The organism is Microcoleus sp. POL10_C6, from assembly GCF_036701585.1.
In the GTDB taxonomy this organism is placed as follows: domain Bacteria; phylum Cyanobacteriota; class Cyanobacteriia; order Cyanobacteriales; family Microcoleaceae; genus Microcoleus.
Genome location: NZ_JAUBRB010000015.1, coordinates 15,087 through 37,649, shown reverse-complemented (window position 1 = coordinate 37,649; position 22,563 = coordinate 15,087). Strand labels below are relative to the sequence as shown.

General features: G+C 49.4%; 20 protein-coding genes and 1 pseudogene. 8 read left to right on the top strand and 13 right to left on the bottom strand.

Annotation, left to right across the window (positions count from 1 at the left end):
• Positions 1-10: 10 nt before the first annotated feature.
• Positions 11-3,160 carry a BTAD domain-containing putative transcriptional regulator gene (locus tag QUA34_RS10685; RefSeq protein WP_333386379.1) on the bottom strand — a complete coding sequence of 1,050 codons (3,150 nt, stop codon included), beginning with the start codon at positions 3,158-3,160 and terminating at the stop codon, positions 11-13.
• Positions 3,161-3,390: 230 nt separating this feature from the next.
• Between QUA34_RS10685 and QUA34_RS10680 the strand changes: the two genes are divergently transcribed.
• The 4 genes from QUA34_RS10680 (at position 3,391) to QUA34_RS10665 (ending at position 8,802) form a co-directional block, all read left to right on the top strand.
• The gene (locus QUA34_RS10680) at positions 3,391-4,416 is read left to right on the top strand and encodes an SMP-30/gluconolactonase/LRE family protein (protein WP_333386376.1); all 1,026 of its coding nucleotides are present in this window, start codon (positions 3,391-3,393) and stop codon (positions 4,414-4,416) included.
• 124 nt (positions 4,417-4,540) lie between these two features.
• The gene (locus tag QUA34_RS10675; RefSeq protein ID WP_333386373.1) at positions 4,541-6,280 is read left to right on the top strand and encodes a hypothetical protein; all 1,740 of its coding nucleotides are present in this window, start codon (positions 4,541-4,543) and stop codon (positions 6,278-6,280) included.
• Between the two features lie 154 nt (positions 6,281-6,434).
• Complete coding sequence (locus tag QUA34_RS10670; RefSeq protein ID WP_333386370.1) at positions 6,435-7,031, top strand: Uma2 family endonuclease; 597 nt, start codon at positions 6,435-6,437, stop codon at positions 7,029-7,031.
• Positions 7,032-7,338: 307 nt separating this feature from the next.
• Positions 7,339-8,802: a DUF1565 domain-containing protein gene (locus tag QUA34_RS10665; RefSeq protein WP_333386367.1), complete on the top strand. Its 1,464-nt coding sequence runs from the start codon at positions 7,339-7,341 to the stop codon at positions 8,800-8,802.
• A gap of 119 nt (positions 8,803-8,921) precedes the next feature.
• Here the strand turns inward: QUA34_RS10665 and QUA34_RS10660 are convergent.
• From QUA34_RS10660 to QUA34_RS10625, 8 genes and pseudogenes are all read right to left on the bottom strand, one after another.
• Positions 8,922-9,180: pseudogene (locus tag QUA34_RS10660) on the bottom strand (transposase); the annotation flags it as partial.
• Positions 9,181-9,319: 139 nt separating this feature from the next.
• Positions 9,320-9,583 (bottom strand): hypothetical protein, encoded by a 264-nt coding sequence (locus QUA34_RS10655; RefSeq protein ID WP_333325984.1) that lies wholly within the window; start codon positions 9,581-9,583, stop codon positions 9,320-9,322.
• A gap of 29 nt (positions 9,584-9,612) precedes the next feature.
• Positions 9,613-10,629, bottom strand: coding sequence for an LLM class flavin-dependent oxidoreductase (locus QUA34_RS10650; RefSeq protein WP_333386364.1), 1,017 nt, complete (start codon positions 10,627-10,629; stop codon positions 9,613-9,615).
• A gap of 107 nt (positions 10,630-10,736) precedes the next feature.
• A complete protein-coding gene (locus QUA34_RS10645; protein WP_333325988.1) occupies positions 10,737-11,483 on the bottom strand; it encodes an NAD(P)-binding domain-containing protein in 747 nt (248 codons plus the stop codon).
• 107 nt (positions 11,484-11,590) lie between these two features.
• A complete protein-coding gene (locus QUA34_RS10640) occupies positions 11,591-12,520 on the bottom strand; it encodes an NmrA family NAD(P)-binding protein (RefSeq protein ID WP_333325990.1) in 930 nt (309 codons plus the stop codon).
• A 155-nt stretch (positions 12,521-12,675) separates the two neighbouring features.
• Complete coding sequence (locus QUA34_RS10635; protein ID WP_333325992.1) at positions 12,676-13,422, bottom strand: NAD(P)-binding domain-containing protein; 747 nt, start codon at positions 13,420-13,422, stop codon at positions 12,676-12,678.
• Between the two features lie 195 nt (positions 13,423-13,617).
• Positions 13,618-14,346 carry a nitroreductase gene (locus tag QUA34_RS10630; RefSeq protein WP_190663286.1) on the bottom strand — a complete coding sequence of 243 codons (729 nt, stop codon included), beginning with the start codon at positions 14,344-14,346 and terminating at the stop codon, positions 13,618-13,620.
• Positions 14,347-14,368: 22 nt separating this feature from the next.
• Entirely contained in the window at positions 14,369-14,845 is a 477-nt protein-coding gene (locus tag QUA34_RS10625) for a MarR family transcriptional regulator (protein ID WP_333386360.1), read from the bottom strand.
• A gap of 579 nt (positions 14,846-15,424) precedes the next feature.
• Between QUA34_RS10625 and psb28 the strand changes: the two genes are divergently transcribed.
• From psb28 to QUA34_RS10610, 3 genes are all read left to right on the top strand, one after another.
• Positions 15,425-15,760 (top strand): photosystem II reaction center protein Psb28, encoded by a 336-nt coding sequence (gene psb28 / locus QUA34_RS10620; RefSeq protein ID WP_333057059.1) that lies wholly within the window; start codon positions 15,425-15,427, stop codon positions 15,758-15,760.
• Between the two features lie 186 nt (positions 15,761-15,946).
• On the top strand, positions 15,947-16,453 hold the full coding sequence (locus tag QUA34_RS10615; protein ID WP_006632696.1) for a MogA/MoaB family molybdenum cofactor biosynthesis protein: 507 nt from the start codon (positions 15,947-15,949) through the stop codon (positions 16,451-16,453).
• 277 nt (positions 16,454-16,730) lie between these two features.
• Positions 16,731-17,591: a methylated-DNA--[protein]-cysteine S-methyltransferase gene (locus QUA34_RS10610; protein ID WP_333386357.1), complete on the top strand. Its 861-nt coding sequence runs from the start codon at positions 16,731-16,733 to the stop codon at positions 17,589-17,591.
• A gap of 112 nt (positions 17,592-17,703) precedes the next feature.
• Here QUA34_RS10610 and QUA34_RS10605 read toward each other — a convergent pair whose 3' ends face one another.
• The 4 genes from QUA34_RS10605 to QUA34_RS10590 all read right to left on the bottom strand — a co-directional run bounded on the left by QUA34_RS10605 (position 17,704) and on the right by QUA34_RS10590 (position 21,107).
• Positions 17,704-18,606 (bottom strand): alpha/beta fold hydrolase, encoded by a 903-nt coding sequence (locus tag QUA34_RS10605; protein WP_333386354.1) that lies wholly within the window; start codon positions 18,604-18,606, stop codon positions 17,704-17,706.
• A 12-nt stretch (positions 18,607-18,618) separates the two neighbouring features.
• Positions 18,619-19,065 carry an Mth938-like domain-containing protein gene (locus QUA34_RS10600; RefSeq protein ID WP_333386351.1) on the bottom strand — a complete coding sequence of 149 codons (447 nt, stop codon included), beginning with the start codon at positions 19,063-19,065 and terminating at the stop codon, positions 18,619-18,621.
• Between the two features lie 479 nt (positions 19,066-19,544).
• Positions 19,545-19,868, bottom strand: coding sequence for a hypothetical protein (locus tag QUA34_RS10595; RefSeq protein ID WP_333326002.1), 324 nt, complete (start codon positions 19,866-19,868; stop codon positions 19,545-19,547).
• Positions 19,869-20,156: 288 nt separating this feature from the next.
• Positions 20,157-21,107 carry a class I SAM-dependent methyltransferase gene (locus QUA34_RS10590; RefSeq protein ID WP_333386348.1) on the bottom strand — a complete coding sequence of 317 codons (951 nt, stop codon included), beginning with the start codon at positions 21,105-21,107 and terminating at the stop codon, positions 20,157-20,159.
• Positions 21,108-21,438: 331 nt separating this feature from the next.
• Between QUA34_RS10590 and QUA34_RS10585 the strand changes: the two genes are divergently transcribed.
• Positions 21,439-22,341 (top strand): hypothetical protein, encoded by a 903-nt coding sequence (locus tag QUA34_RS10585; RefSeq protein ID WP_333326006.1) that lies wholly within the window; start codon positions 21,439-21,441, stop codon positions 22,339-22,341.
• Positions 22,342-22,563: the final 222 nt, after the last annotated feature.

Sequence of the window (22,563 nt, the reverse complement as noted above, 5' to 3'; positions counted from 1 at the left end):
GTAAGATAATTTAAGCGTTTTTTGCAGGAATTTTCTGCATCTGTTCGATCGCCCGATCGACAGCAGTGCGCGCACGGAAACTGAGCGCAGGGCGATCTATGCGATCGCGCAGCGATTCAAACCGCGCGATCGCCCCTTCTCGATCGCCCAAACCTAAAGCACCCTCAATCAAAATTGCCCAAGCCAGAGCAATCTCGCTGGGATGATCGACCGTCTGAGCGGCTTCTAAAGCAGCTTCAGCGCGGGCTGTTGCCAAAAGGGGTCGATCGCACTCTAAATCGACTTGGGCGGCCCCAATCAGCACATAAGACAGCATCCGTTTCGCATCCACCTGCTGCAAAGTCGCGATCGCCCGCTCCAAAGCAGCATCCCCACCAATTTGCTGAAGCTGATAGTTTGCTAAAGCTAAAAGCGCATTGGCCACCGCACCTTCACTACCTTCGCCTTTAATTTTGGCGGAGACGATCGCCATCTCCTGACAATAAGGCAAGGCCGCAGCCGGATCGCCCGCTTCCAGTTCCGTCATCGCCAAATAGCTGAGGTTATAAAACTCGCACCAGTGATCCTGCTGGGCCGCGGCCGATCGCCACGCCTGTTGCCACAAAACTCGCGCTTGGGCATAGTTCCCGTGATGGCGCTGTACGGCACCCAACCCTTGGTCAATTCCGATGTTCTTCAAACCAACTCTCTCAGCCAGGGACTGCGCCTCTAGCAACAATGCTTCTGCCCGCGCCATTTCCCGTCCAATTTCCGCCAAGCAAGACCCGCCATAGGCCAGCAATCGCACGGCAGTAGCTGGACTCGATGCCCGACTTACCTCTGCTGCCCGCAGCGAGTGTTGGTGAACGTTGGCGAAGTTGCTGCGATCGAAATGCAAGATCACCAATGCCTCAAGTCCCGTGGCTTCTGCTTCTTCTAAACCGAGAGCATTTGCTTCATCGATTAAGCGGTGCACCTCCCTGTCGAGTTGAGAAACTCGATCGCCAGTAACGCCTGCGATCGCACTAACCCGCAGCAATTTTAAATGCAATTGAATGCGAGTGCGATCGTCAAGTCCTTGACACTGCTCAATCCCAAGCTGAGCCAATTCTGATGCTTCCGCGTAGGCAAACAATTTCAAGCAACGTTCGGCTGCACAGAAGGCGCTAGAAGCGGCTAATTCTCGATCGCCCCCGATGGCGGCGTGACGAGCAATATCGCCAGCCCAGGCGTTGTCTGGTGTGGAGAGTTGATGCAACTTATGAGCAATTTGCAAATGAATCAAATGGCGGCGCGGTTGTGACAACTGCCGGTAGACAGCCTGACGCACAATATCGTGAGCAAAGTCATAGCCGATTTCGTCACCGAGAGAGGCGCTGGGACGGATAATAGTTTGTTGTTCGAGCTGTTCGATCGCCATCAGCAATTTCGGCAGCGGATAGTCTGCCACATGAGCCACCGCTGTCGGTTTAAAGCTGCGCCCCAATGCTGCTGCCCAAGGCAAAAATTCGCGAGCCATGTCATCTAATTGGTGGAGACGATCGCGGATCAAAGCCTCTAAATTATCAGCATGAGTAGAGCGATCCTGGGACAATGCCCGGGCAACTTCCAGCGCAAACAGGGGATTCCCGCCACTATCGATAAATACGCGCTCCACCGCTTCTGGAGATAGCTCTAACGGATTAACCGCTTGCTGTCTGCGAATCAATTCAGCCGTTTGTTGTCGATCGAAAGGCTGCAATTCCAGCGTTAGCAGCCGTCGCTCTCGTCTGAGTGCCTGCACCACCCGCGAGATGCCCGCATTCTCCTCTAGTTCCCTGGAACGCCCGGTGCAGGCGAATAAAATCGGCTTATGACTCAGCAAGCGGATGGCGTAATGTAGCAATGCCGATGAGGCTTCATCGATCCACTGAATGTCATCTAGAATGACGATTAAGGCAGCCTCACTGGCAGATTGAGCCAGCAATTGTACCACCGCATCAAATAGATGACTGCGTTCGCGCAAGGGTGCCGGAGGCATATCGGGCGGAGCTTTCCCAGGTTGAGCGAGCTCTGGGAGTAAGAAACCTAGCTCTGGCGGAATGTTGAGGGCGGGGGGAATAACGAGCGATCGCAAAACATCAATCCAGATACCGTAGGGTCGCACCATCTCGGCGGCAAATCCGCGTCCCCACAGCACTTGAACCGCCTGTGCCGTGACTCGTAGCTCCTCCAGCAAGCGAGTTTTGCCGATTCCGGGTTCGCCCGCGAGCAAGAGCACTGGCGATGCCTCAGCGGTGGCGATCGCGCCGCAGTTTGCAAGCAGTATCGGCTTTGCCCACTGCTGAATCGATGCCCATTCGCGATCGCGTCCCACTAGAGGCGACAAAGCCAAAGGTGAGGGAAACAAATTCGTTTGGGGTGGCCCGGCGGAGTGAGACGAGGGTTGAATGTCGGGCGCTTCGTCTTCCAGCAACAGTTGCTCGTACAGCTTGCGAGTGATCGCACTAGGGTCAACTCCTAGTTCCTCGCGCAGCAAAGTCATGCAGCGGTGGTAGACTTGGAGTGCATTGGCGCGATCGCCGTTCAAATGGTGCGATCGCATCAAAGCTGCATAGCTGGTTTCGTGCAACGGATCGATCTCCAGTAAGCGCTGTGCAGAGCGGATTGCACCCCGATAATCACCCTGAGCTTCCGACAGGCGAGTCAGAGATTCGAGTGCATGGAGCAATTTCTGTCGTAGGTGTTCGCGCTCTGGAAAAATCCACTCATCCTCACAACTCGGCAGCAAATCACCGCCGTAAAGTGCGATCGCTTGCTCCCAGGCTGTTCTGGCACCGTTAACATCTGCGGCTCGTTCCGCTGATTCTGCTGCGGCGAATGCCCGTTCAAACTCAGCCACATCCAGCACGAAAGAGGCATGGGGATTCCATTGCAGGGTTTTGGCATCCGCCAGCAGGTAGCGATCGGCATCGGGGAGTCCCTGACGCAGGTGATGCAATTCCCGGCGCAAGTTGGTGCGAGCTTGGGCCTCGGTGGAATCGGCCCAGAATTGAAAGGCAAGCCGCTGACGGGTTTGCGGGATATCGCGGTGCAGTACCAGGTAAGCCAACAAAGCTTGCGGGCGCTCTGTTGTGACACCGACAACGGGCTGGTCTGCACAGGAAAGGCAGAATCCGCCTAGTAGTTTGATATCTAACATAGAAAGCATATAGCTAGATATTATTTGTGATTTTAATCCATGCTCCGGCGTGTCAACTTCAGGAATGTCAGCAGGTGGCGATCGCTAATTGAAATGACATTGCTATACTATGTTATCCGCGCGGCGGTCTGTTTGAAGCCACACTTTTGTATTCTTAATATAAATGTAATATAGGTGCGGTATGATCGCTTTTACTACGACTCTCACTCAATGCAATTAACAAGGCCAACATGATCGCCAAAATTGCTACCATCAGCCTCTTGTTTATAGTTTTGACTCTAGCATTCAGCAACACGCTTTTCAAAAATCATCTGTTAAAACCTTTCACTGACAGCAATTTGTCCAACCAATTAACATCTGATTTGACAATCTTGACCGCCCAAACGGAAAACCAGGACAAAAAAAATACCATGCAACGTATTCTCGATGACAGTGCAAAATTAGAAAAACTAGCTGGCGATTTCCAATTTATAGAAGGCCCGATTTGGCATCCAGACGGCTTTTTGCTGTTCAGCGATATTCCCGCCAATATTATCTATAAATTCGGCTCAAATCAGCAAGTTGAGGTATTTCGCAGCCCTTCGGGAAAAGCCAACGGTAATACTTTAGACAAAGAAAACCGCCTACTTACTGGCGAACACGAAAATCGCCGCGTATCCCGCACAGAAAAGGACGGCCAAGTTATCACCTTGGCGGATAGATACGAGGGCAAGCGGCTCAACAGTCCGAACGATTTGGTGGTTAAATCTGATGGCAGCATTTATTTTACCGATCCGTCATACGGTGTTAGTAAAGATCAGGAAGAATTGGGCTTTTACGGTGTTTATCGACTGGCACCAGACGGAAAATTAACTCTGCAGGTTAAGGATTTGGTGCTGCCCAATGGCATCGCTTTTTCACCAGACGAGCAAAAACTTTATGTCAACAATTCGGAAGCGGGATACATTGCCGTTTTCGATGTAAAACCGGACGGAACTGTTACCAACCAGCAGCTTTTTGCGGAGTTAAAAGACGCTAGTCAAGGCGGAGTTCCCGACGGTTTAAAGGTTGATGTAGAGGGGAATGTTTACAGCACCGGGCCGGGGGGAGTGTGGATTTTTTCGCCGGATGGCAAGCTTTTGGGGAAGATTTCTGTGCCTGAGACGGCGACTAATTTGGCTTGGGGAGACAGCGATCGCAAAACGCTTTATATTACGGGAAGTACAAGTCTGTATCGGATTCGCCTTAAAATTGCGGGCGTGCAGCCTGGAAAATAATCTAAAATTGGGCAGAGTTGAAAGTAAACTGGTTTTTATTAGGGGTAATTGACCGGGCATGATATAATCCTAGGTTTGAGAATCAGTCCTTCCCGATTCTTTAATCTCAAATCTCCAATCTCACATGGTATTAATAGCTCGGTTGCACAAATTTCTAACTGCTACAGTCGATCGCAAATCCCGATCGCACACAATATTTTGGTTAACTCTGAGCCTGACATTTGCCGCCCTCTATGCTATTTTAGGCTTGAAGCAAGCCTTTAGCGGTGAGTATATCGTGCAAGACGATGCGAGGCAGCACGTTTTCTGGATGATGCGATTTGTAGATCCTGAATTATTCCCCAACGATTTCATTGTTAATTACTTTCAATCTGTCGCCCCCGCAGGATACAGCACGCTCTACAAATTAGCCGCAACAGTTGGTATTCACCCGCTATTTCTTCACAAAATATTGCCGCTATTTCTCGGCTTAATCTCGACTTATTACTGTTTTGGGCTTTGCCTAGAAATGCTGCCAGTGCCGATGACTGGGTTTATTGCATCTTTGCTGTTAAATCAGCATATGTGGATGACTGATGATTTGGCTTCCACAACGCCAAGAGCTTTTATATATCCGATATTTCTGGCTTTTTTATATTATTTGTCGCGCAGTTCGTTGCTGCCTTGTTTAGGGGCGATCGCACTTATCGGACTATTCTATCCTCCTTACGCCTTGGTTGCTGCCGCAATATTAGTTTTGCGCCTGCTATGCTGGAAAAACGGCGGTTTGTGCTTGTCGGGCGCTCGAACTAATTACCTATTTTGCACTACAGGTTTGGGATTAATATTTTTAGTAATGCTGCCCTATGCCTTAGATAACTCTGAATTTGGCCCAACTTATACCGCAGCAGAAGCGAAGCAAATGGCCGAATTTGCACCAGGTGGCAGAAATGCTTTTTTTCGCCCAAATCCCAAAGATTATTGGTTGACAGGGCGGGGTAGCGGGATGTTTCCCAAGTCGCTGTTTACGCCTGTAACTCACTGTGTCGCGCTGTTATTTCCGCTGCTGCTATTTTTGCGATCGGCTTTTCCCTTAGCAAATCAGATTCAAAGCAAAATCTGGCTTTTGCTTCAGCTATTTCTAGCATCCTCGGCGATGTTTTTTGCGGCTCACGCCACCATTTTCAAGCTATATCAACCCGGTCGCTATACAGCCTATAGCTTGCGATTTATTGTTGTTTTAATAACTGCAATTGCCCTAACTTTAATTATCGATGGAGTAGGTCTTTGGGCTTCAAAAACCACAACAACATTTGATGTAAAAAACCTAGTTGCACTAATTACGACAGCGATTATCGCTATCGCCGTTGTCCTTTATCCCTGCTTGACCGAAAAATTTCCCACCGTCGGGTATGTAGAAGGTAAAATATCGGGTTTGTACAAATTTTTTGAGCAACAACCTAAAGATATCTTGATTGCTTCAATAGCGGGAGAGACTGACCACTTGCCAACATTTAGTCAGCGTTCTGTTCTGGTAGCCAAGGAATATGCAGTGCCTTATCAGAAAGGCTACTACCGCAAATATCAACAGCGACTTAACGATTTAATTCGCGCTCAATACACTCCCAATCGAGCTGTATTGCAAAATTTTATTAATCACTATGGAGTTGATTTTTGGATGCTCGATCGCAATGCTTTTACTCTTGAGTATATAAAGGATGATGGCTGGCTCAATCAATTTGATTCTACACCGGAGGCGACGCTTTCTCTAGAACAAGGGAAAATTCCCGCCTTAGCTTCAGCAATGACAAGTTGTGCTGTTTTTCAAAATGAAATTCTAGTGGTTTTAGATGCTTCTTGTATTGTGAAATTGACCGGGAATTAAGGCGTGGCAGAGCCTTGGGATATGCGTTCTCAGGAAGAGCCTGGGAACTAAGAAGAACTGTTCGGATTCTGAAACTAAAATTGCTGCACGGATCTTCTGTAGGAGCGATCGCACAATGCGTTATAATGCCCATAAGAGATAATGGTGCGAGTCAATGACACAAGTTCTCGATCAGGAAATTCTCGATGGGCGAGTGGTGATCAACGGCACTTGGGAGCAATTCAAGTTAATCCAGAAGGTTTCGGAAGATTCCCCTGGCATAAAGTTGTCTTTTTTTGCAGGGGCGATCGAGATTCTGATGCCGGGATTCCAACACGAAAATTTTTCTGCAATCATTGGTTACTTGGTGACTACTTTTCTGCTGCAACAAGGTATTAAGTTTTACCCTTCTGGTTCAATGACGCAGGAGAAGACGCCAGAAGCTTCTACTCAAGCAGACAAATCGTTTTGTTTGGGAGAAGCTAAGTTGATTCCCGATTTGTCGATCGAGGTAGTTTATACTAGCGGTGGACTGAGCAAATTGCCAAAATATCGGGCTTTGGGCGTGCCTGAAATCTGGTTTTGGGAAGATGGCACGCTGCGGCTGTATCATCTCCGGGAAGATGGCTACGAGCAAGTAATTAAGAGTCAACTGTCAGGATTGGAAACGCTGGATATCGATTTGCTAAGACGCTGCATTTTAATGGGTGAAACTGATTTGGCTGAAGCGGTTAAGGTTTTTGGGCAGGGAATCTCGATCGATCGTACATGACAGCAAAACGTTCGATTTTCCTCATGGGCGATCGAAATTTTAGCGGTTTTGGCAACATCTGGAAAAAATAGCATCCCCAGATCCCGGACTTCTTAAATAAGTCGGGTTCTGCTGTTGCTGGGAACGATAAATACAGTCTTTTGTAGGGGGAATCCCCCTGCGGTTGCAACTTCTAATGGGTAATGTTGTGGGTATCCTGCAATTAAATAATCTCCGAAATCCAAGGTGAATATAGATCCGGGGTCAAGTTCGCAGACAATGAAAATTGCACAAAAGCTCGCTCGCCAATTATTTCTTTAACAAAAACATGGCAACACTTTACGTCAACCCGCAAACAGGCAGTGATTCCGCAGCCGGCACCCAATCGGCTCCATTCAAAACTATAGCCCGTGCAATCATCGCCCGCGCTGCATCGGGAACTACGATTCAGTTAGCAGCGGGAACTTACAGCGCTGCTAGTGGCGAAAAATTCCCCTTGGAAATTCCTTCGGGAGTAAAACTTATTGGCAATGAAGCTAACAAAGGTAGAGGGATTCTGATTCAAGGCAGCGGCAAATTTCTCAGTCCCACCGCTGCAAGCCAAAATATCACGATACAGCTAGCAACTAATTCGGAATTGCGCGGAGTAACTGTCACCAATCTCGATAGTCGTGGCACGGGAGTCTGGATTGAGTCAACTTCTCCGACCGTAGCTAACTGCACTTTCACACTTTGTAAGCGCGAAGGCGTTTTTGCCACGGGCAGCGCTAATCCTGCGATTCTCGACAACATATTTGTGGCAAACTCTGCGGCTGGGGTGATGATGGCGGGAACTGCTAAGGGAGTAATACGGCGCAATATTTTTCAAAAGACGGGTTTCGGCATTTCTCTGGAAGCTAAGTCGGCTCCTTTGATTGCTGATAACCAAATTTTGGAAAATCGCTCCGGTATAGTTTTAGCGGGGGAATCTCAGCCGATTTTACGCAATAATCGCATCGAAAAAAATACGGAAGACGGTTTGACTGCGGTGGGGAAGTCGCTGCCAGATATGGGTAATGCTCAAGATTTAGGCGGCAATATCTTTCAGAATAACGGCGAATTTGACTTGCAAAATGCGACTGGGGTTAAGATTTTTGCGGGGGGAAATCAGCTCAATTCTTCGCGGGTGAAAGGTTTATTTGATTTGGGCAATGTGACGCCAACTCCGACTCCTGGCGGGCTAAAGTTTAGCGACATCAGCACGCACTGGGCTAAGGATTTTATCGATCGCTTGGCAAAGATGAATATTGTTAGCGGGTTTCCCAATGGCACTTTTCAACCTTACGAGATTGTAACTAGAGCTCAGTATGCGGCTATGTTGGCGAAGGCGTTTGAATTGGTGCCGCGCCGTGATGCGACGGTTTTTAAGGATGTGGCGGCGGATTTTTGGGCCAAGGGAGCGATCGACCAAGCTAATCGAGCTGGCTTTTTGGCTGGATATCCAGACAGCACGTTTCGCCCGGAGCAGAATTTGACTAGAGTTCAGGCGATAGTTTCTTTGGTAAACGGCTTGCAGTTGGCCGGTGGCAACCCCAATTCTTTGAGCGTTTATGTCGATCGAGCTCAGATTCCCAGTTTTGCCACCGACGAGATAGCAACCGCCACAGAGCGCAAAATCGTGGTCAACTATCCCGCGCGCGAAAAGCTTGCCCCCGCCCACGACATCACCCGTGGCGAGATATCCGCCCTCATCTACCAAACTCTGGTAGCCACAAAGCGGGCCGAGCCCATTAACTCTCTTTACATCGTCTAAGGGAACTGGGAGACAAGGGAGAGGAGAACTTGGGGTACAAAGAACTCACATCTTCCACCTTTCTCGCTCAACAGGCTTTCCGGCCTGTTCGACAAAGAGTAGATTAACCTGAGTTCGGGTTAAGCAGAAGGGAGAAAAAAGGCATCGATATTGAGAGAAGGCTTTTTAGGATGAAGGCAATAGGCAATCAATCCACAGATCAAGTTGACTAAGAAATTGACCGGACTGCGACGGGTGAGAATGCTCAATCTGAGAGATGTTTTTTAGTTGGTCGATAATCGTCTCAATGATGGAGCGTTTGCGCGTTAGCAGCTTATCCATCCGTGGCATCAGCTTATTTTTCATATTGCGCTTTGGCTTTGTAATCAGTTGAATCCCAATCTGGGTTCAAAAACTTGGCAGAAATCATCGACAGCGCAAAATAGTTCTTCTAAACTAATCATGGGACGAGCCTGTAAAGCTTTGGTTTGATGACTTTTAACTTACTTGCTTGTCCCTTTCTTATCCCGAACTCACGTTACATATAAATCGCACGGCTCAGACGAACCCCGAAATCGGCATCCGGATTTGTCGTAGCGTCACCAAGTCGCTCTTGTATCACTGCAACTGCTAAGTCCCGGCGCTTTGGCGATCGTGATGCGTCGGCAACTGCCAGCGCTGCCGCCATCTGTTCGCGCGTGAGATCGGTGCAATAGCAGGGCGTGCCTGGTTGCTGACGCCACGAATCGGCGAGCGTGCCGGCGTCGAAAGCATCAAGCCCAGTGTCTTCGACGAGCGCCATCGTTACTGAGGAGCGACTAATTTCTAGCTCTAAGGTGTCGTCAAACCCATGACCGATGCCACGATCTCGAACGACCGAAGCCGGGCTGCACGTTCGTAGACATCGGACACGAGGATAAGCTCGTCCGCGGAGGTCTCCTGTAGCAGTGCTTCCAGTCCCTCCTTGACGATGGTCAGCCCACCGACCACCGAGCGTGCGAGCAGGCGCCCCGCCTGCGCCTTTGCTCGGGGCGACCAGTAGTCGTCGATGTTGTTGATTGGCGGCTCCAGGGGACCGGACGTGCCGTGTTGCAAAAGGTCGGCGAACGACTTCTGCTGCGAGGTCGCGAGGCGGCGCGCCTCATAGTCGGTGTCAGCGGCCACAACGTTCACGCCGACCATCGCGTAAGGGCGAGCCATCTGCTTGGAAGGCTTGAACCGCTCGCGGTAGATCCTCAGCGCGTCCAGGAGAAGGTCGGGAGCGAAGTGCGAGGCGAAGGCGTAGGGCAGGCCGAGATCTCCTGCCAGCGCCGCGCCGAACAGGCTCGAACCCAGGATGATCAAAGGGACTTCCGTCCCATCGGCGGGAGCCGCCACGAGCCGTTGTCCGGGCGACGAAGGTTCAAAGTACGCCTGAAGCTCGATCACGTCCTGGGGAAACGAGTCGGAGGCTTGGGGCGGCCGTCTCAGCGCACGGACTGCCATTTGGTCGGTGCCGGGCGCGCGGCCGAGCCCTAGATCGACGCGGCCTGGAAAGAGTTGGGCGAGCGTCCCGAACTGCTCCGCGATCACGTAGGGAGCGTGATTGGGAAGCATAATGCCGCCCGCGGCGAGGCGGATCGTGCTCGTCCCCGCGCCGATGTGTGCAAGCACGAGCGCGGTCGCGGCGCTCGCGATCCCGGAGGCGTTGTGGTGCTCCGAGATCCAGATGCGCCCGTAATTCCACCGCTCTAGGTGGGCCGCAAGGTCTCGCGTGTCGTCGAGGGCGGAGCGGGCATCTCCGCCCTGCTTGATCCGCACAAGGTCTAATACCGAAAGCTTCGTCATCACGTTTCCTTTTTCAGTCAAGCGTTCTAGGTCGGTAACACTGTTGTGTGGTCAGGTCGCACAATGAAAAGGGAAATGGCATATATGCCCTTCACTTTCCCTTTTGGTCTCACCGCAATTTGTGGCTTTTACATATAAATCACACGGTTCAGGCGAACCAGGAAATCGGCATCCGGATTTGTCGTAGTGTCACCAAGTCGCTCTTGTATCACTGCAACTGTTAAGTCCCGGCGCTTTGGCGATCGTGATGCGTCGGCAGATGCCAGTGCTGCCGCCATCTGTTCGCGCGTGAGATCCGTGCAATAGCAGGGCGTGCCTGGTTGCTGACGCCACGAATCGGCGAGCGTGCCCGCGTCGAAAGCATCAAGCCCGGTGTCTTCGACGAGGGCCATCGCCACGGAGCGATCGTTCTGGCGGTCAGCAGCCACAGGGATGGCTATACGGTCAGGGCTTCCAGCAGGCTTGCCCTTGGTGGCGAAGCAGCCAGACCCGATCGCATTCCACGCCTTGGCGATCGGTCGGCCTAGCTGTTGGGCCACCCAAAGGCTCTCAACCTGCCCGGCCTCGATAGCATCGATCTTGTCGTCGCGGTGGGGATAGTAATTCGACGTGTCAATGACGACTGTCTCGGCTGGTAGGTTGGCGATTAGCGGCGCGATTGTGGGAATGCGGTTAAGAGGGATCGAGAGGATCACCACTTCAACGTCCTCCACCGCTTGGGCCGTCGAGACCGCGCGTGCGCCCAAAGCCAGCACATCGGCCTCGATCGTCTCAGGGCCGCGAGAGTTGGCCACCTTCACGTCATGTCCGGCTGCACTGAGTTTGCGTGCCAAAGTCTTCCCGATATGGCCAGTGCCAAGAATGCCTATCTTCATAAAACGATTTCCTTGTACTGAGTAAGAGTCTCATTCCACTGCTGTACATCATTTGGGCCGGTCTTACCCGGAGTGAATTATACTCCCGCGCTAGTGATAAAAGAGGGTTATTCCGTGGGAGTTTCGTCGGCGCGCCGATCGACCAGATCGAGCAGTTCGGCCCGGTGTGCTGTCGCCCAAGCACGGAAACTGGTTCCGGGCCGACCCAGCAGATATGGGATGTCGTCGCGCACCGTGCCGAAATAGCCCAGCCGCCCGTCGGCCAGTTGTGTGCAGAATTCTATCGAGCTCTTGGCGTACCAGTCCTCGACCTTCAACCCGCCCGCCTTGAACAAGGCTTCCATGTCCGCTGGATGGCGCACGTCGCAGGTGATCGTGCGGCCCATGACCTCGCTCAACATGATGGCGAGTTCGGGCCCCGTCATCGTCTCGGTGCTGAGATAATAGTTCTTCGAGGCGTGGTTCTCGGGTCCGTCGCGCAAGACCTTGGCCGTGACCGCCGCAATATCTGTAACGGCGATGTAGCCGACCCGCTGCTCTCCCCAGAACACCGGGAACGAACCGCCCGTCGGCGGCGACACGTTCAACATTCCATCCATGAACATATTGGGGTGCAGATGCGTCCAGGGTATGCCACTGGCCTCGATGTAGCACTCGACCAGCGCGAACCAGGAGAATTTCGAGTCGGTGCAGTCGTCGTTGGCAAAGACGCCCTGATTGACGATGTGCTTCACCCCCGCCTTCTTGGCGGCGTCGACCAGCGTCTTGGTCTGGTGCGTCATGGCGATCGTGTAGCCGGTCAGGATATTGAGTCGATCGACACCGCAGAGCGCGGGCCCAAAGGTGCGCGGATCGTCGAGGTCGAACAGCACCGCGTCGCGACCTTCATTGCGAAACCGCTCCAAATCCTCCTGCTTGCGCACCCCGATACGGATGCGTGCGTCGCTCGGGTTTCGGTCGAAATCCTCCAAAATGAAGCGGCCGGTCTGGCCGGTGACGCCCATAAGGAAGATGAGTGGGCTGTTGTCGGTCGCCATGATTGCTCTCCGCTTGTTTGTGTGGATGTCGAACGGGAAGAGGCGTGGCGCGGCTCGACGATCGTGTGACGAGCCATGTCACGTCTCACTGTTGTGGTCGGTCTGGACGATCGGCGTGACGGGCGGGGAAGTTGTTCTCCAGCCCATGACCGCCTTCACATGAACAGCGCGCGGGTCAGGCGCACGGCATAGTCAGAATCAGGGTTGGTAGTGCTATCACCCACCCGCTCCACGATCGCCTCGATCGCAAGCTCGCGGCGCCTGGGCAAGCGCTCACGTTCCGCCGAGGCGAGCGCGGCAGGCATCTCCTCGCGGCTGAGGTCTGTGCAGTAACAGGGCGAGCCGGGCTGCTGGCGCCAGGACTCGGCAAGCGTGCCTGAATAGACCGCGTCGAGACCGGTTTCGTCGACCAGCGTCATCGCCACGTCGCGCTCCCGGTCGCCATCGGCGGCGACGGGGATTGCGATGCGACCCGCTGCCCCTGCAGGCGCGCCCTTGTCGGCGAAGGATGCGGACGTGATCGCGTTCCATGCCTTGGCAATTGGGCGACCGATCTGCTCGGCGACCCACTCGCTCTCGGCCTGCCCGCCTTCGATCGCCACAATTTCGCCGTCACGCTTGGGATAATAGTTGGACGTGTCGATGACCACCGTTTCGGCGGGCACGTCTGCGAACAGTGGTGCGATCCGGGGGATGGCGCCAAGCGGCGTGGACATGATCACCACATCAACCCGTGTGACCGCCTCCGCGGAGGTGACCGCACGGGCACCGTTCTTGAGGATGTCGATGTCGATTGTCTCTGGGCCGCGAGAGTTGGCTACCTTCACGTCATGTCCAGCAGCACTGAGTTTGCGTGCCAAAGTCTTCCCAATATTGCCAGTGCCTAAGATTCCGATGTTCATGTTGACTTTTCCTCCTGTGGCGCTATCGATAATGATGCGCGTAATCCTTTTAAGTGGGGTTGCTTTAGTCAGCCAAGTGCCGGATTGTATGCTTTAGTCAGCCAAGTGCCGGATTGTAGGACACAAGCGCGGCTTTTACTTCTGGTCTGTGGGTTACGTCTGTTAAATGACCAATCATCTGAGGAAGAACATTTTTTAATGGTGAAAGGTCACGCTTTCTGAGACGGGAACGCGCCCCATCCGAACACTGTTGACTGGTGCTGTGAAGTCTGGATAGCCAAACGCAATGGCAAACATCAGCTTGAGTTCATCGGAGATACCCAAATATTCGCGGATGGTCTGTGCAAAAAAGCCAATGGCGGTCTGCGGAATACCTCCTAAACCGCGCGCCGTCAGAGACAACAAAAACGTCTGGCCATACATTCCAATGTCACCGCCAACGCGCACATTATCTCCAAAGGAAGGCATGAAGAGCAGAGCGACATGAGGTGCACCGTAGAAGGTGTAATTTTTTGCAGCGGCTTTATGACGCGCGATCTTGTCGCCCCGCGCCACACCCATCGCCTCATAAAAGGTTTTGCCGTGTTCAATTCGGCGTTCACTATAGGCGCCATAAAAGCACTCCATATCGAAGCTAAAATCCGGCGTGAAATTCTCCGCTTCGTTTTGCTCGGTTAGAATGCGGCCCAATTCTTTGATCTTTTCGCCCGAAACGATGTGTGTGTTCCACGGCTGCGTGTTGCAATTCGATGGAGAATATTGTGCATCTTCCAAGACTTGCTTTATTTGAGCGTTAGGGACGGGTGTTGGTAAAAATGAGCGGAATGAGCGGCGCGCTCGAACTGTCTCTTCAAAAGAGAGCGTTTGTGATGGTTCATTTTCTAATTCAATGAGACCGTTTGAAAGGTGTGTTGCGTTTGACATCGTGAAACCTCAAAAGATGGTGTCAGTTGGAAGGTGGTTCGTGGTCGAGAGCCTTGGCCGAACGGGGATGACCTAGCCCGTTCAAGGTGTCGCGAAGCTCGGCAAGGTCTTCATCGGAGAGACGGCAGGCCGTCTCGATCTTTTCAGGGATCGAGCACGCTGCCTCGCGGAGTGCCTCGCCCGCTTCTGTCAGCTCGATAAGAACGCGGCGTTCGTCCTGCTGGTCACGGGTGCGCGTTACCAACTTCGCGCTCTCAAGGCGCTTTAAGAGGGGCGTCAAGGTTCCGTTCTCCATACCGAGCTCTTGCCCTACTTCCCCAACAGTGCGCGGGGTGCCCTCGTAGAGAGCCAGCATGACCAGAAACTGAGGATAGGTCAGGCCCAAAGGCTCAAGAAAGGGCCGATGAAGCCGAATGACGCGGTTCGACGCACTATAGAGGGCAAAGGAAAGCTGCCTCCCCACGCGTCGCCGTTCGTTGATGTTCGAGTTGTTATCCATTTAAAAATCCAGTCAACAACTATTATATAGCACACTACATAATAGTTCGATACCTATAATTCACTTTTTTTCTGGGTTTTCTGTGGCTACCCCTATAAGTGCGTGTTTCATAGGGCGTGAAATTGGCGTTTCGCCAGCTTTGGCTTGGTGAGCCGCTTGAGAATGAGGCGGATCGTGGACACATATACGAAGGCTTCTGGGCTAGGCGGCAGCGCCTCATAATCTTTGCTCAGAGGCCGGTTGCGACCCAGCTAGGCGAAAGTGCGCTCTATTTCCTTCATCTTAAGAAGCCTTCTCTCAATATCGATGCTTTTTTTCTCCCTTATGCTTAACCCGAACTCAGGTTAGATTATCTTGTGGAGTGGGCCGGAGAACCCGCCCTGAAAGGATTATTGAGAATGGTGCAATATCTCAGAAGAACCAACCCATATCCCCTCGCCCTTGCCTTTGATTGCCTCACTCTCACGCACTCTCACCCGCTTCCACTCTCCCAAGTCTTGATTTGCGAGTACCCGAATCGTTTTATGATTAAACATTAAGAAATTAAGTAAGCAATCCTTAAGGTTCGACTGTCAAATTATGGCTAAAATTCAATTTTCTCGGGGTATAGACGAAGATGCTGTGCCCGAAGTGCGCCTAACCCGTTCTAAAACGGGAGCTCAAGGCACTGCCACGTTTATCTTTGAAAATCCCAAAGCTCTCAGCAGCACCAGTACCGAAGACATTACTGGAATGTACATGATCGACGAAGAAGGCGAACTCCTCACTCGCGAGGTTAAGGCTAAGTTCATCAACGGTCAGCCTGCTGGTTTGGAAGCTCTTTATCTAATGAGAAGTCCCGAAGAATGGGATCGATTTATGCGTTTTATGGAACGCTACTCGGAATCAAACGGCTTAGGATTTAGCAAGGCATAATTGATGGGGAATAGGGCATGGGGTATGGGGCATGGGGTATGGGGCATTGGTTATTGGTTGTTAGTTATTTGATAATGAATAACTAACAACGAAGAAATAACAACTAACTAATGACTTCTTCGCTTTTCCCTCTTCCCTCTTCCCTCTTCCTTCTTGCTTCTTCCTTCTTCCTTCAACATCTGTTATATGACGCAAATTCCTCACCCCGACTTATCTAAAATAACCGTAAACTGCGCTATCATTACTGTTAGCGACACCCGCTCGGCGGAAACAGACAATAGCGGCTTGTTAACTAAGAAGCTGCTAAAAGATGCGGGTCACTCTGTGGTAGCTTACACTGTTGTTAAAGATGATGCAGCCAAAATTGTATTGCAAATGCAGGCTTTTTCCCAGCGTGAAGATGTAGATGCAATCATTTTTAACGGCGGCACGGGCATCGCTCCCCGAGATACGACCTATGATGTGATGGAGAGTTTGCTTGACAGGATTTTACCAGGATTTGGGGAAATATTTCGGTTTTTGAGCTATCAAGAAATTGGTTCGAGGGCGATCGCCTCTCGCGCAGTTGCAGGCGTCTATCAAGGCAAGTTAGTCTTTTCTCTTCCGGGCTCTAGCAATGGCGTGAAACTAGCTGTGGAAAAGCTAATTTTACCCGAATTAGTTCACTTGGTGACGCAGTTGCGCGGAGGATGAGAGCGAAAGTTCGGTTAATTTATTGACAATCAAGCAATTTGGTTACAAATCGTCCGAGGCATCCGTGGAGTGAGAAAAAAGCTTTTAATCCTCATCGCAAGCCCCCGGTTTGATCGGTGAGGTCGCTTTCTTCAATCTCTTCAATCTCTTCAATCTAAAATCTAAAATCTAAAATCGACTGACTGCATTCACCGCAAGAAACGGGTGGCTTTGAGCCTAGTATATGGCTAAAGTAAGGAAACATCAAAATTCCCCTGACTTAGACTAGATGATTTCGATGCAGAATGCCAGTGTCTATGCTAGCGAAGATTATCACCGGATTGCTCGGGCGATCGCCTTTATGCGACAACACCACCTAAACCAGCCGAATCTGGCAACTGTGGCCCAACACATAGGACTAAGTGAATATCATTTTCAACGGCTATTTACTCAATGGGCCGGCATTAGCCCCAAGCGGTTTTTGCAATATCTGACAGTTGAATATGCCAAGTCAAAAATCACTCAGACTAAAAGCCTTCTCGACCTAACATTGGACGTGAGACTATCAAGTCCCGGACGATTACACGATTTATTTGTGAACTTAGAAGCAATGTCACCAGGGGAGTTCAAAGCAGGCGGAGCAGGTTTGCAAATTCGCTATGGCATTCATGATACCCCCTTTGGCAAATCTGTAATCGCGACAACTGCCCGCGGTATTTGTAATCTTTATTTCTTGGATACAACAGACGAACAAACCGCCGAACAAAGACTGCAGTTGACCTGGAAAAAAGCTGAAATCATTCGTGATGAGCAAGCCACTCAATCATTGCGTGACCTGATTTTCACTTCAGAAACTCTCAGCGAGCAAAAATCACTAACGCTCTTGGTAAAAGGCACTAACTTTCAGATTCAAGTTTGGCGAGCACTTTTGCAATTGCCATTTGGGGCGATCGCAACTTATCAGACTATAGCTCAAATGGTAGCACGCCCAACTGCCGCTAGAGCTGTAGGAAATGCGATCGGTAACAATCCTATCGGCTATCTAATTCCGTGTCACCGTGTCATTCGAGAATCTGGAGAACTCGGTGGCTATGGCTGGGGACGAGAGCGTAAAACAGTCATGTTAGGTTGGGAAGCTAGTCATACAATTTGCGATTGATTATCCTTTTGGTTTGTTGGCGCGGCAATTATGAACCGCCCGGTGCAGACCCGCACGCCCGGTGGTTTAGGAGGGAAGAGCTAAATACCCTTCTCGACCCGATTATGCAGCCCTACTTGAGACTCCGATTGTAGAAATCAGCAACTTTGTCAACGTAAATCTTGGGGTTGGTATTGTAGCTTTCTGGATGTTTCTTCACATTGGTTTCCCAGTATTCGGCTGAAGGATATGCTTCTCTAAGTTGACGGGAGTTTTCTATAGGAGTATAAGGATCGATCGCACTATGAATAATCAAAACTGGTCTAGGGGAAATACGACCTATCTCCTGCACTGGCGTAGAAGAAGTTAGATCATATCCAGTCAACAAATGTCCAAACATCATGGTAGAAAGAAGAAATATCCCAGGTAATCCTGAAGCTGACTGCCAATGCTTCTGAATAATTGGATAAACCTCTGCGTAACCACTGTCAGTGACCACTGCTCCGATGTCAGAGTCATCTGCTGCTGCTCCAATTACAGTAGCAGAACCCATTGAAAAACCTAAAACCCCAATCTTTTTGGGCTTAAAGCCCCTGATTTTAAGCCAATCCACTGCTGCAATAACATCTCGCCTTTCTGTAATTCCAAAGGTGAAACGAGAATCAGCACTTTGCCCATGTCCTCGCAGATCGATCATAAGTATCGAAAAGCCTTTTTGATTCATAGCTGAACCAAACTCGGCAAACTTTCCAGCAAGCTCACAAGTCCGACTGGAATTCAATCCATGCACTAAAATTAATACCTTGTCTGTTGCTTGTTCTGGAATAAACCAACCAGCAATCTCCACGCCATCAGGTGTACGAAATGTTACATTTTCAGGAGGAACAGCAAAAACAGATGCTTTAAGAGGGTCAAAGCATCTGTTTGGCTTTGAAAGAGTATGTCCTGCATAAGCGGAGATGCCGAAATAGCCAACCACTAGAAATGCTGAGATACCAGAAGCTAACTTGATAAAAATATGCTTTTGGGCTTTCATCTATTTTGTTACCTAGTTCTTGCAGATTATTTTCAGCGAATGTTCGATAGAATTTCCTGGCTGCATCGGTACCGCGTTAGCAAGTTGAGTGAAATATTCCCCGACCTTCTTCCCTTGTTGCATTAAATTGTTGAAAAGGTCTACAGCCAATTTGGTAGGCCCAATATAATACTCAATACCTCTTTGATTCAGCAGTTCTTCAGTTTCGGGACAGGTATGTAGCATGAGTTCCATACCACGTATCAAAACCATAAATTCTATACCTTGCTCTAAAATTTCTTCGATATCAGCAGGTTGAATACCTGGTTGGTGACGAGTACCTGTGAGTCTCCAATCCCATTCCTTAGAACCTCCAGGCCATACTTTACAATTTTTGAATTGACAAGTTTGGCCGTCAGTGGTTACTTTAATACGTCCCCAAGAGATATGAGTAATCAGGCTTTGGTGACAATTGCTCATAATATTGTGTATTTATAAAAAAGATAAACAAAAGACATTTAACTAATGTAGATAGGAGCGCCCAACCGCTAAATTGAGATGCCCCCATTAACTTTAGTTTAACTGAAATTATCTCTATTCAGTAAATCAAGGCTCGTTTACAAACATCAAGTCCTTGAGTTAAGCATTCCTCTCGCCACTTTCCAGATATGGGTGCAAACATTTCTACCAACAGATGTTTTGTCCATTCATAGTTCTGGTGTGACTTACGCTCAGAAACCCGGTTTCTACCCTATGTCGATAGACCGAAAATAAATTTTATGGTCAAGGTCAATCTACACTAAAAATAGTGGGTTTCGCTAGCTTTCTAATCATATTGTTTCCGGTTGCATCAGTATTGTTCAAATATCCCAACACTCAGTTGTCAGGAAATCATAATTTTACTCAACATTCAACAATCATCTCATTCGTGCAACCGGAATCACTATCACCAAGATAGGTTATTCGATGAAAATCCCAGCAACTTTGTCTCCATTCATAGTCATGTGTGCCACAAATTCATCTCCACCATCTTCAAAACTCAGCTTCCACAAATAAATCGGAAAATTACCTTGTTTTATTTCACCAAAATAATTAATTGAGTATCCCTTTTGCAGGCGGGAAGCAAGCTGCTCGCTAACATCGTCAAACATTTTTTGTGTAATGCTCGCTTTGTAGCCTGCATCACCGACTGTAGTAAAAAGCTGGTAATTTTTCGATGCTGTCGCATCCAAGATAACCTGCAAACAATCGATGACGTTTTGAGAGGGGTCGGTCGGGTTCATGCTCATGTCCTTCTTTTAGGGTTCTATCAAAATGTCTAACAAATGGCGCTGTGAATAGCTTCTACGGCTGTCTAATATCAAATCCGGTAGCATCGCCATTATTTATCAGTAGGGGGTGCGAGCGCAGAAATTTTAAAATCCACAGATTAGACTATTTACACTCACCCACCGCCCCAAGGATTGAATAATATCTATGCAACTTTACCATTTATAGCAGTTTTCAATCGAATTAAATAAAGACAGCGTTAGACACGGCACTGCCGTGTCCTACCCGATATCTGTACTTCACTATACTGAAAATCGCTCTATTGCCTCAGCAACAACAGTGCGGTGTCGGACTGTATTGCAAGTAATTGTCGGCTGTGCAAAACCGGAATCTACCAAAGCTTGCTCAATATCCAACCCAAAATACTGATCCAAATAAGGCTCCGTACTCTTGAGCAAAGTCAAAATATAAGGAGGCATTTTGGCATACACTTCCGACTGAGGATTCATATCCATAATTGTCAAATGTCCGCCAACACGTAGCAAACGCCTCGCTTCCCGGAAAATTTCTCTCGTAGCTTTCTGTGGCAATTCGTGACAAACTAAACAAATAGAAACTAAATCAAAAGCAGCCGCAGGCAAACCAGTAGATTCAGCAGCAGCGTGCACCCAAGTGGGAGATTTGTGATTTAAAGATTCAGATTCTCGCTGTTGGGAACGGTATTTAGCAACTGCTAAAAAATAAGGCGACAACTCTACCCCAGTCATCTTCGCTTGCGGGTAAATATCCTGAAGGGCAAAGGTACTCAGGCCCACGCTGCATCCCAAATCAACAATATCCTGCGGTGAAGAAGCAATTTGAGATTTGATGACTTCGTGATAGCTGGCGCGGAGTTTTGCATCGCCTTCTGCACCTGCTTCCGGCCAAATTGTGGCGTGAACTGTACGGGCGGCAACTTCAACTTCTGTAGCAGCTTCCCAACTCATATTACCTTTTTCATAAGCGTGAAATGAAGTTAGATAATATTTCGGGTAAACCAGATCTGGATTTTGAACGCTGAGCAATTCTGCATCCCAATTCCGGGACAAAAGTGCTTGGGATTCTTGTCGCCAATGCACTCCGATTTTTTCTCCTCTTTTTATCATCATTTCCCGCGCTTGGTGCTTGGCTAGATTAGCCAAAGGCTTGATGGAGAGTACGCCATTTACTAAACGCGAGGCTAATCCCGGAGTTTTGTTAACTGCAACCGTCATGTTTTATGTTTTTCTATTTTGCGCCACTTATTTTAACACGCTTAGGCGATTTTGAGTCGGTTAATATAATGAAACTTAACTTTATGCTGGCGAGTGAAATGCAAATGTTTGGTGAAAAAGACTTTTTTTAATGAACCGCAGAGGGCGCTGAGAACGCAGAGTTAGAGAAGAGAGAAAAGATCAGAGTAGGGCAAAAGTGGATCGGGTGGTATAATATTTATTTGTGCTTACCTACTTCCTTCTGGGGAATTCATCGGGAATCTGGAATCGGATTTGCCGAAGTTGGAGTATTTGGAAGAACACTTTAAATCGGGCTATTCAGGAGTTTGTGATGAGCAAATCTATTGTGGAATTGGTTGACAATTTGCCGTCTGGTGGCGTCACTGTGATGATGCTCAAATCCCTCGATTTTGTGGTTCCGGGGGAGTGGCATAATCTAACTGGTTTTGAGAATACTATTCAAGCGGTGACAGGGGAAACAAAGCGCAAATTAGTTGATAAAATTCGCGATCGCGCGATCGAGCTTTACGCCAACCCCAACGAACCCTATCAAGGCGTAGTCAGGCTTTACCAGTTAGCAGACAGCGCCGACAGTGCGTTAGGTGCAACGGCTATGGCGAATAAAATCGGCGAAAACATCGGCTTTCTTTCCTTTCTCAACCGCCTCACTCCCAAAGCTGACACAACTCAAACGATCGACTTGTGCGTCAAAGTGGCGATCGAGCTAATTGCCTTCTGCAAACTTAACAATATTTCCCTTGACAATGTGGGAAGCTTTGGTAATTATTTATCCCATTACAAAGGCGAATCTCTGATGCGGATGGCTGCATTAGTTTGCGCTGACGGTTTAATTCCCCTTGGCCCGGACTTCATTCGAGTAGCACAAAATACCCTAGGCGGATTGAATCCTTCAACTTTGCAGCACAACTCAACATTCCAAAATATCAGTAACCTAATTCCCGGCGCAAATAATTCACAAAAGTTCGGATTTGTGACAACAACTTTCGCCTCAGCGCAAGGTTGGATGAACAATTTAGTACAGTCTCGCGGCTTAACTCCCGCCATAGTTTTAGGCAATCTCAAGCAATACGTTGATGTTACCGATGACAAATTGGATTATGTGGCCGCGTTTTTAGACATGACTACCAATTATTACGAACATACGGGAATTCAGACGGTTGCTCGCCGATTGATCGATCGAGCTTATGCTGAAATAGCCTCTGGCAGATCCTAGAAAACTCGTCGCTCATCATTCTCAAGAACAGGCAAGATGCCTGTTCCACAAAAATTAAATTTTATTGTGGGCCGTTGCTCCTAGCCCGCCCTGAAGGCGGGAGTGCATTATTAATTGCTGAAACCATTGCTTAGTTTGCCTTCTTCCTTCTTCCTTCTTCCTTCTTCCTTCGGCTGTGAGTTAAAATAAGCAGATTATGTTTAGCAAACCTCTTTTAATCGC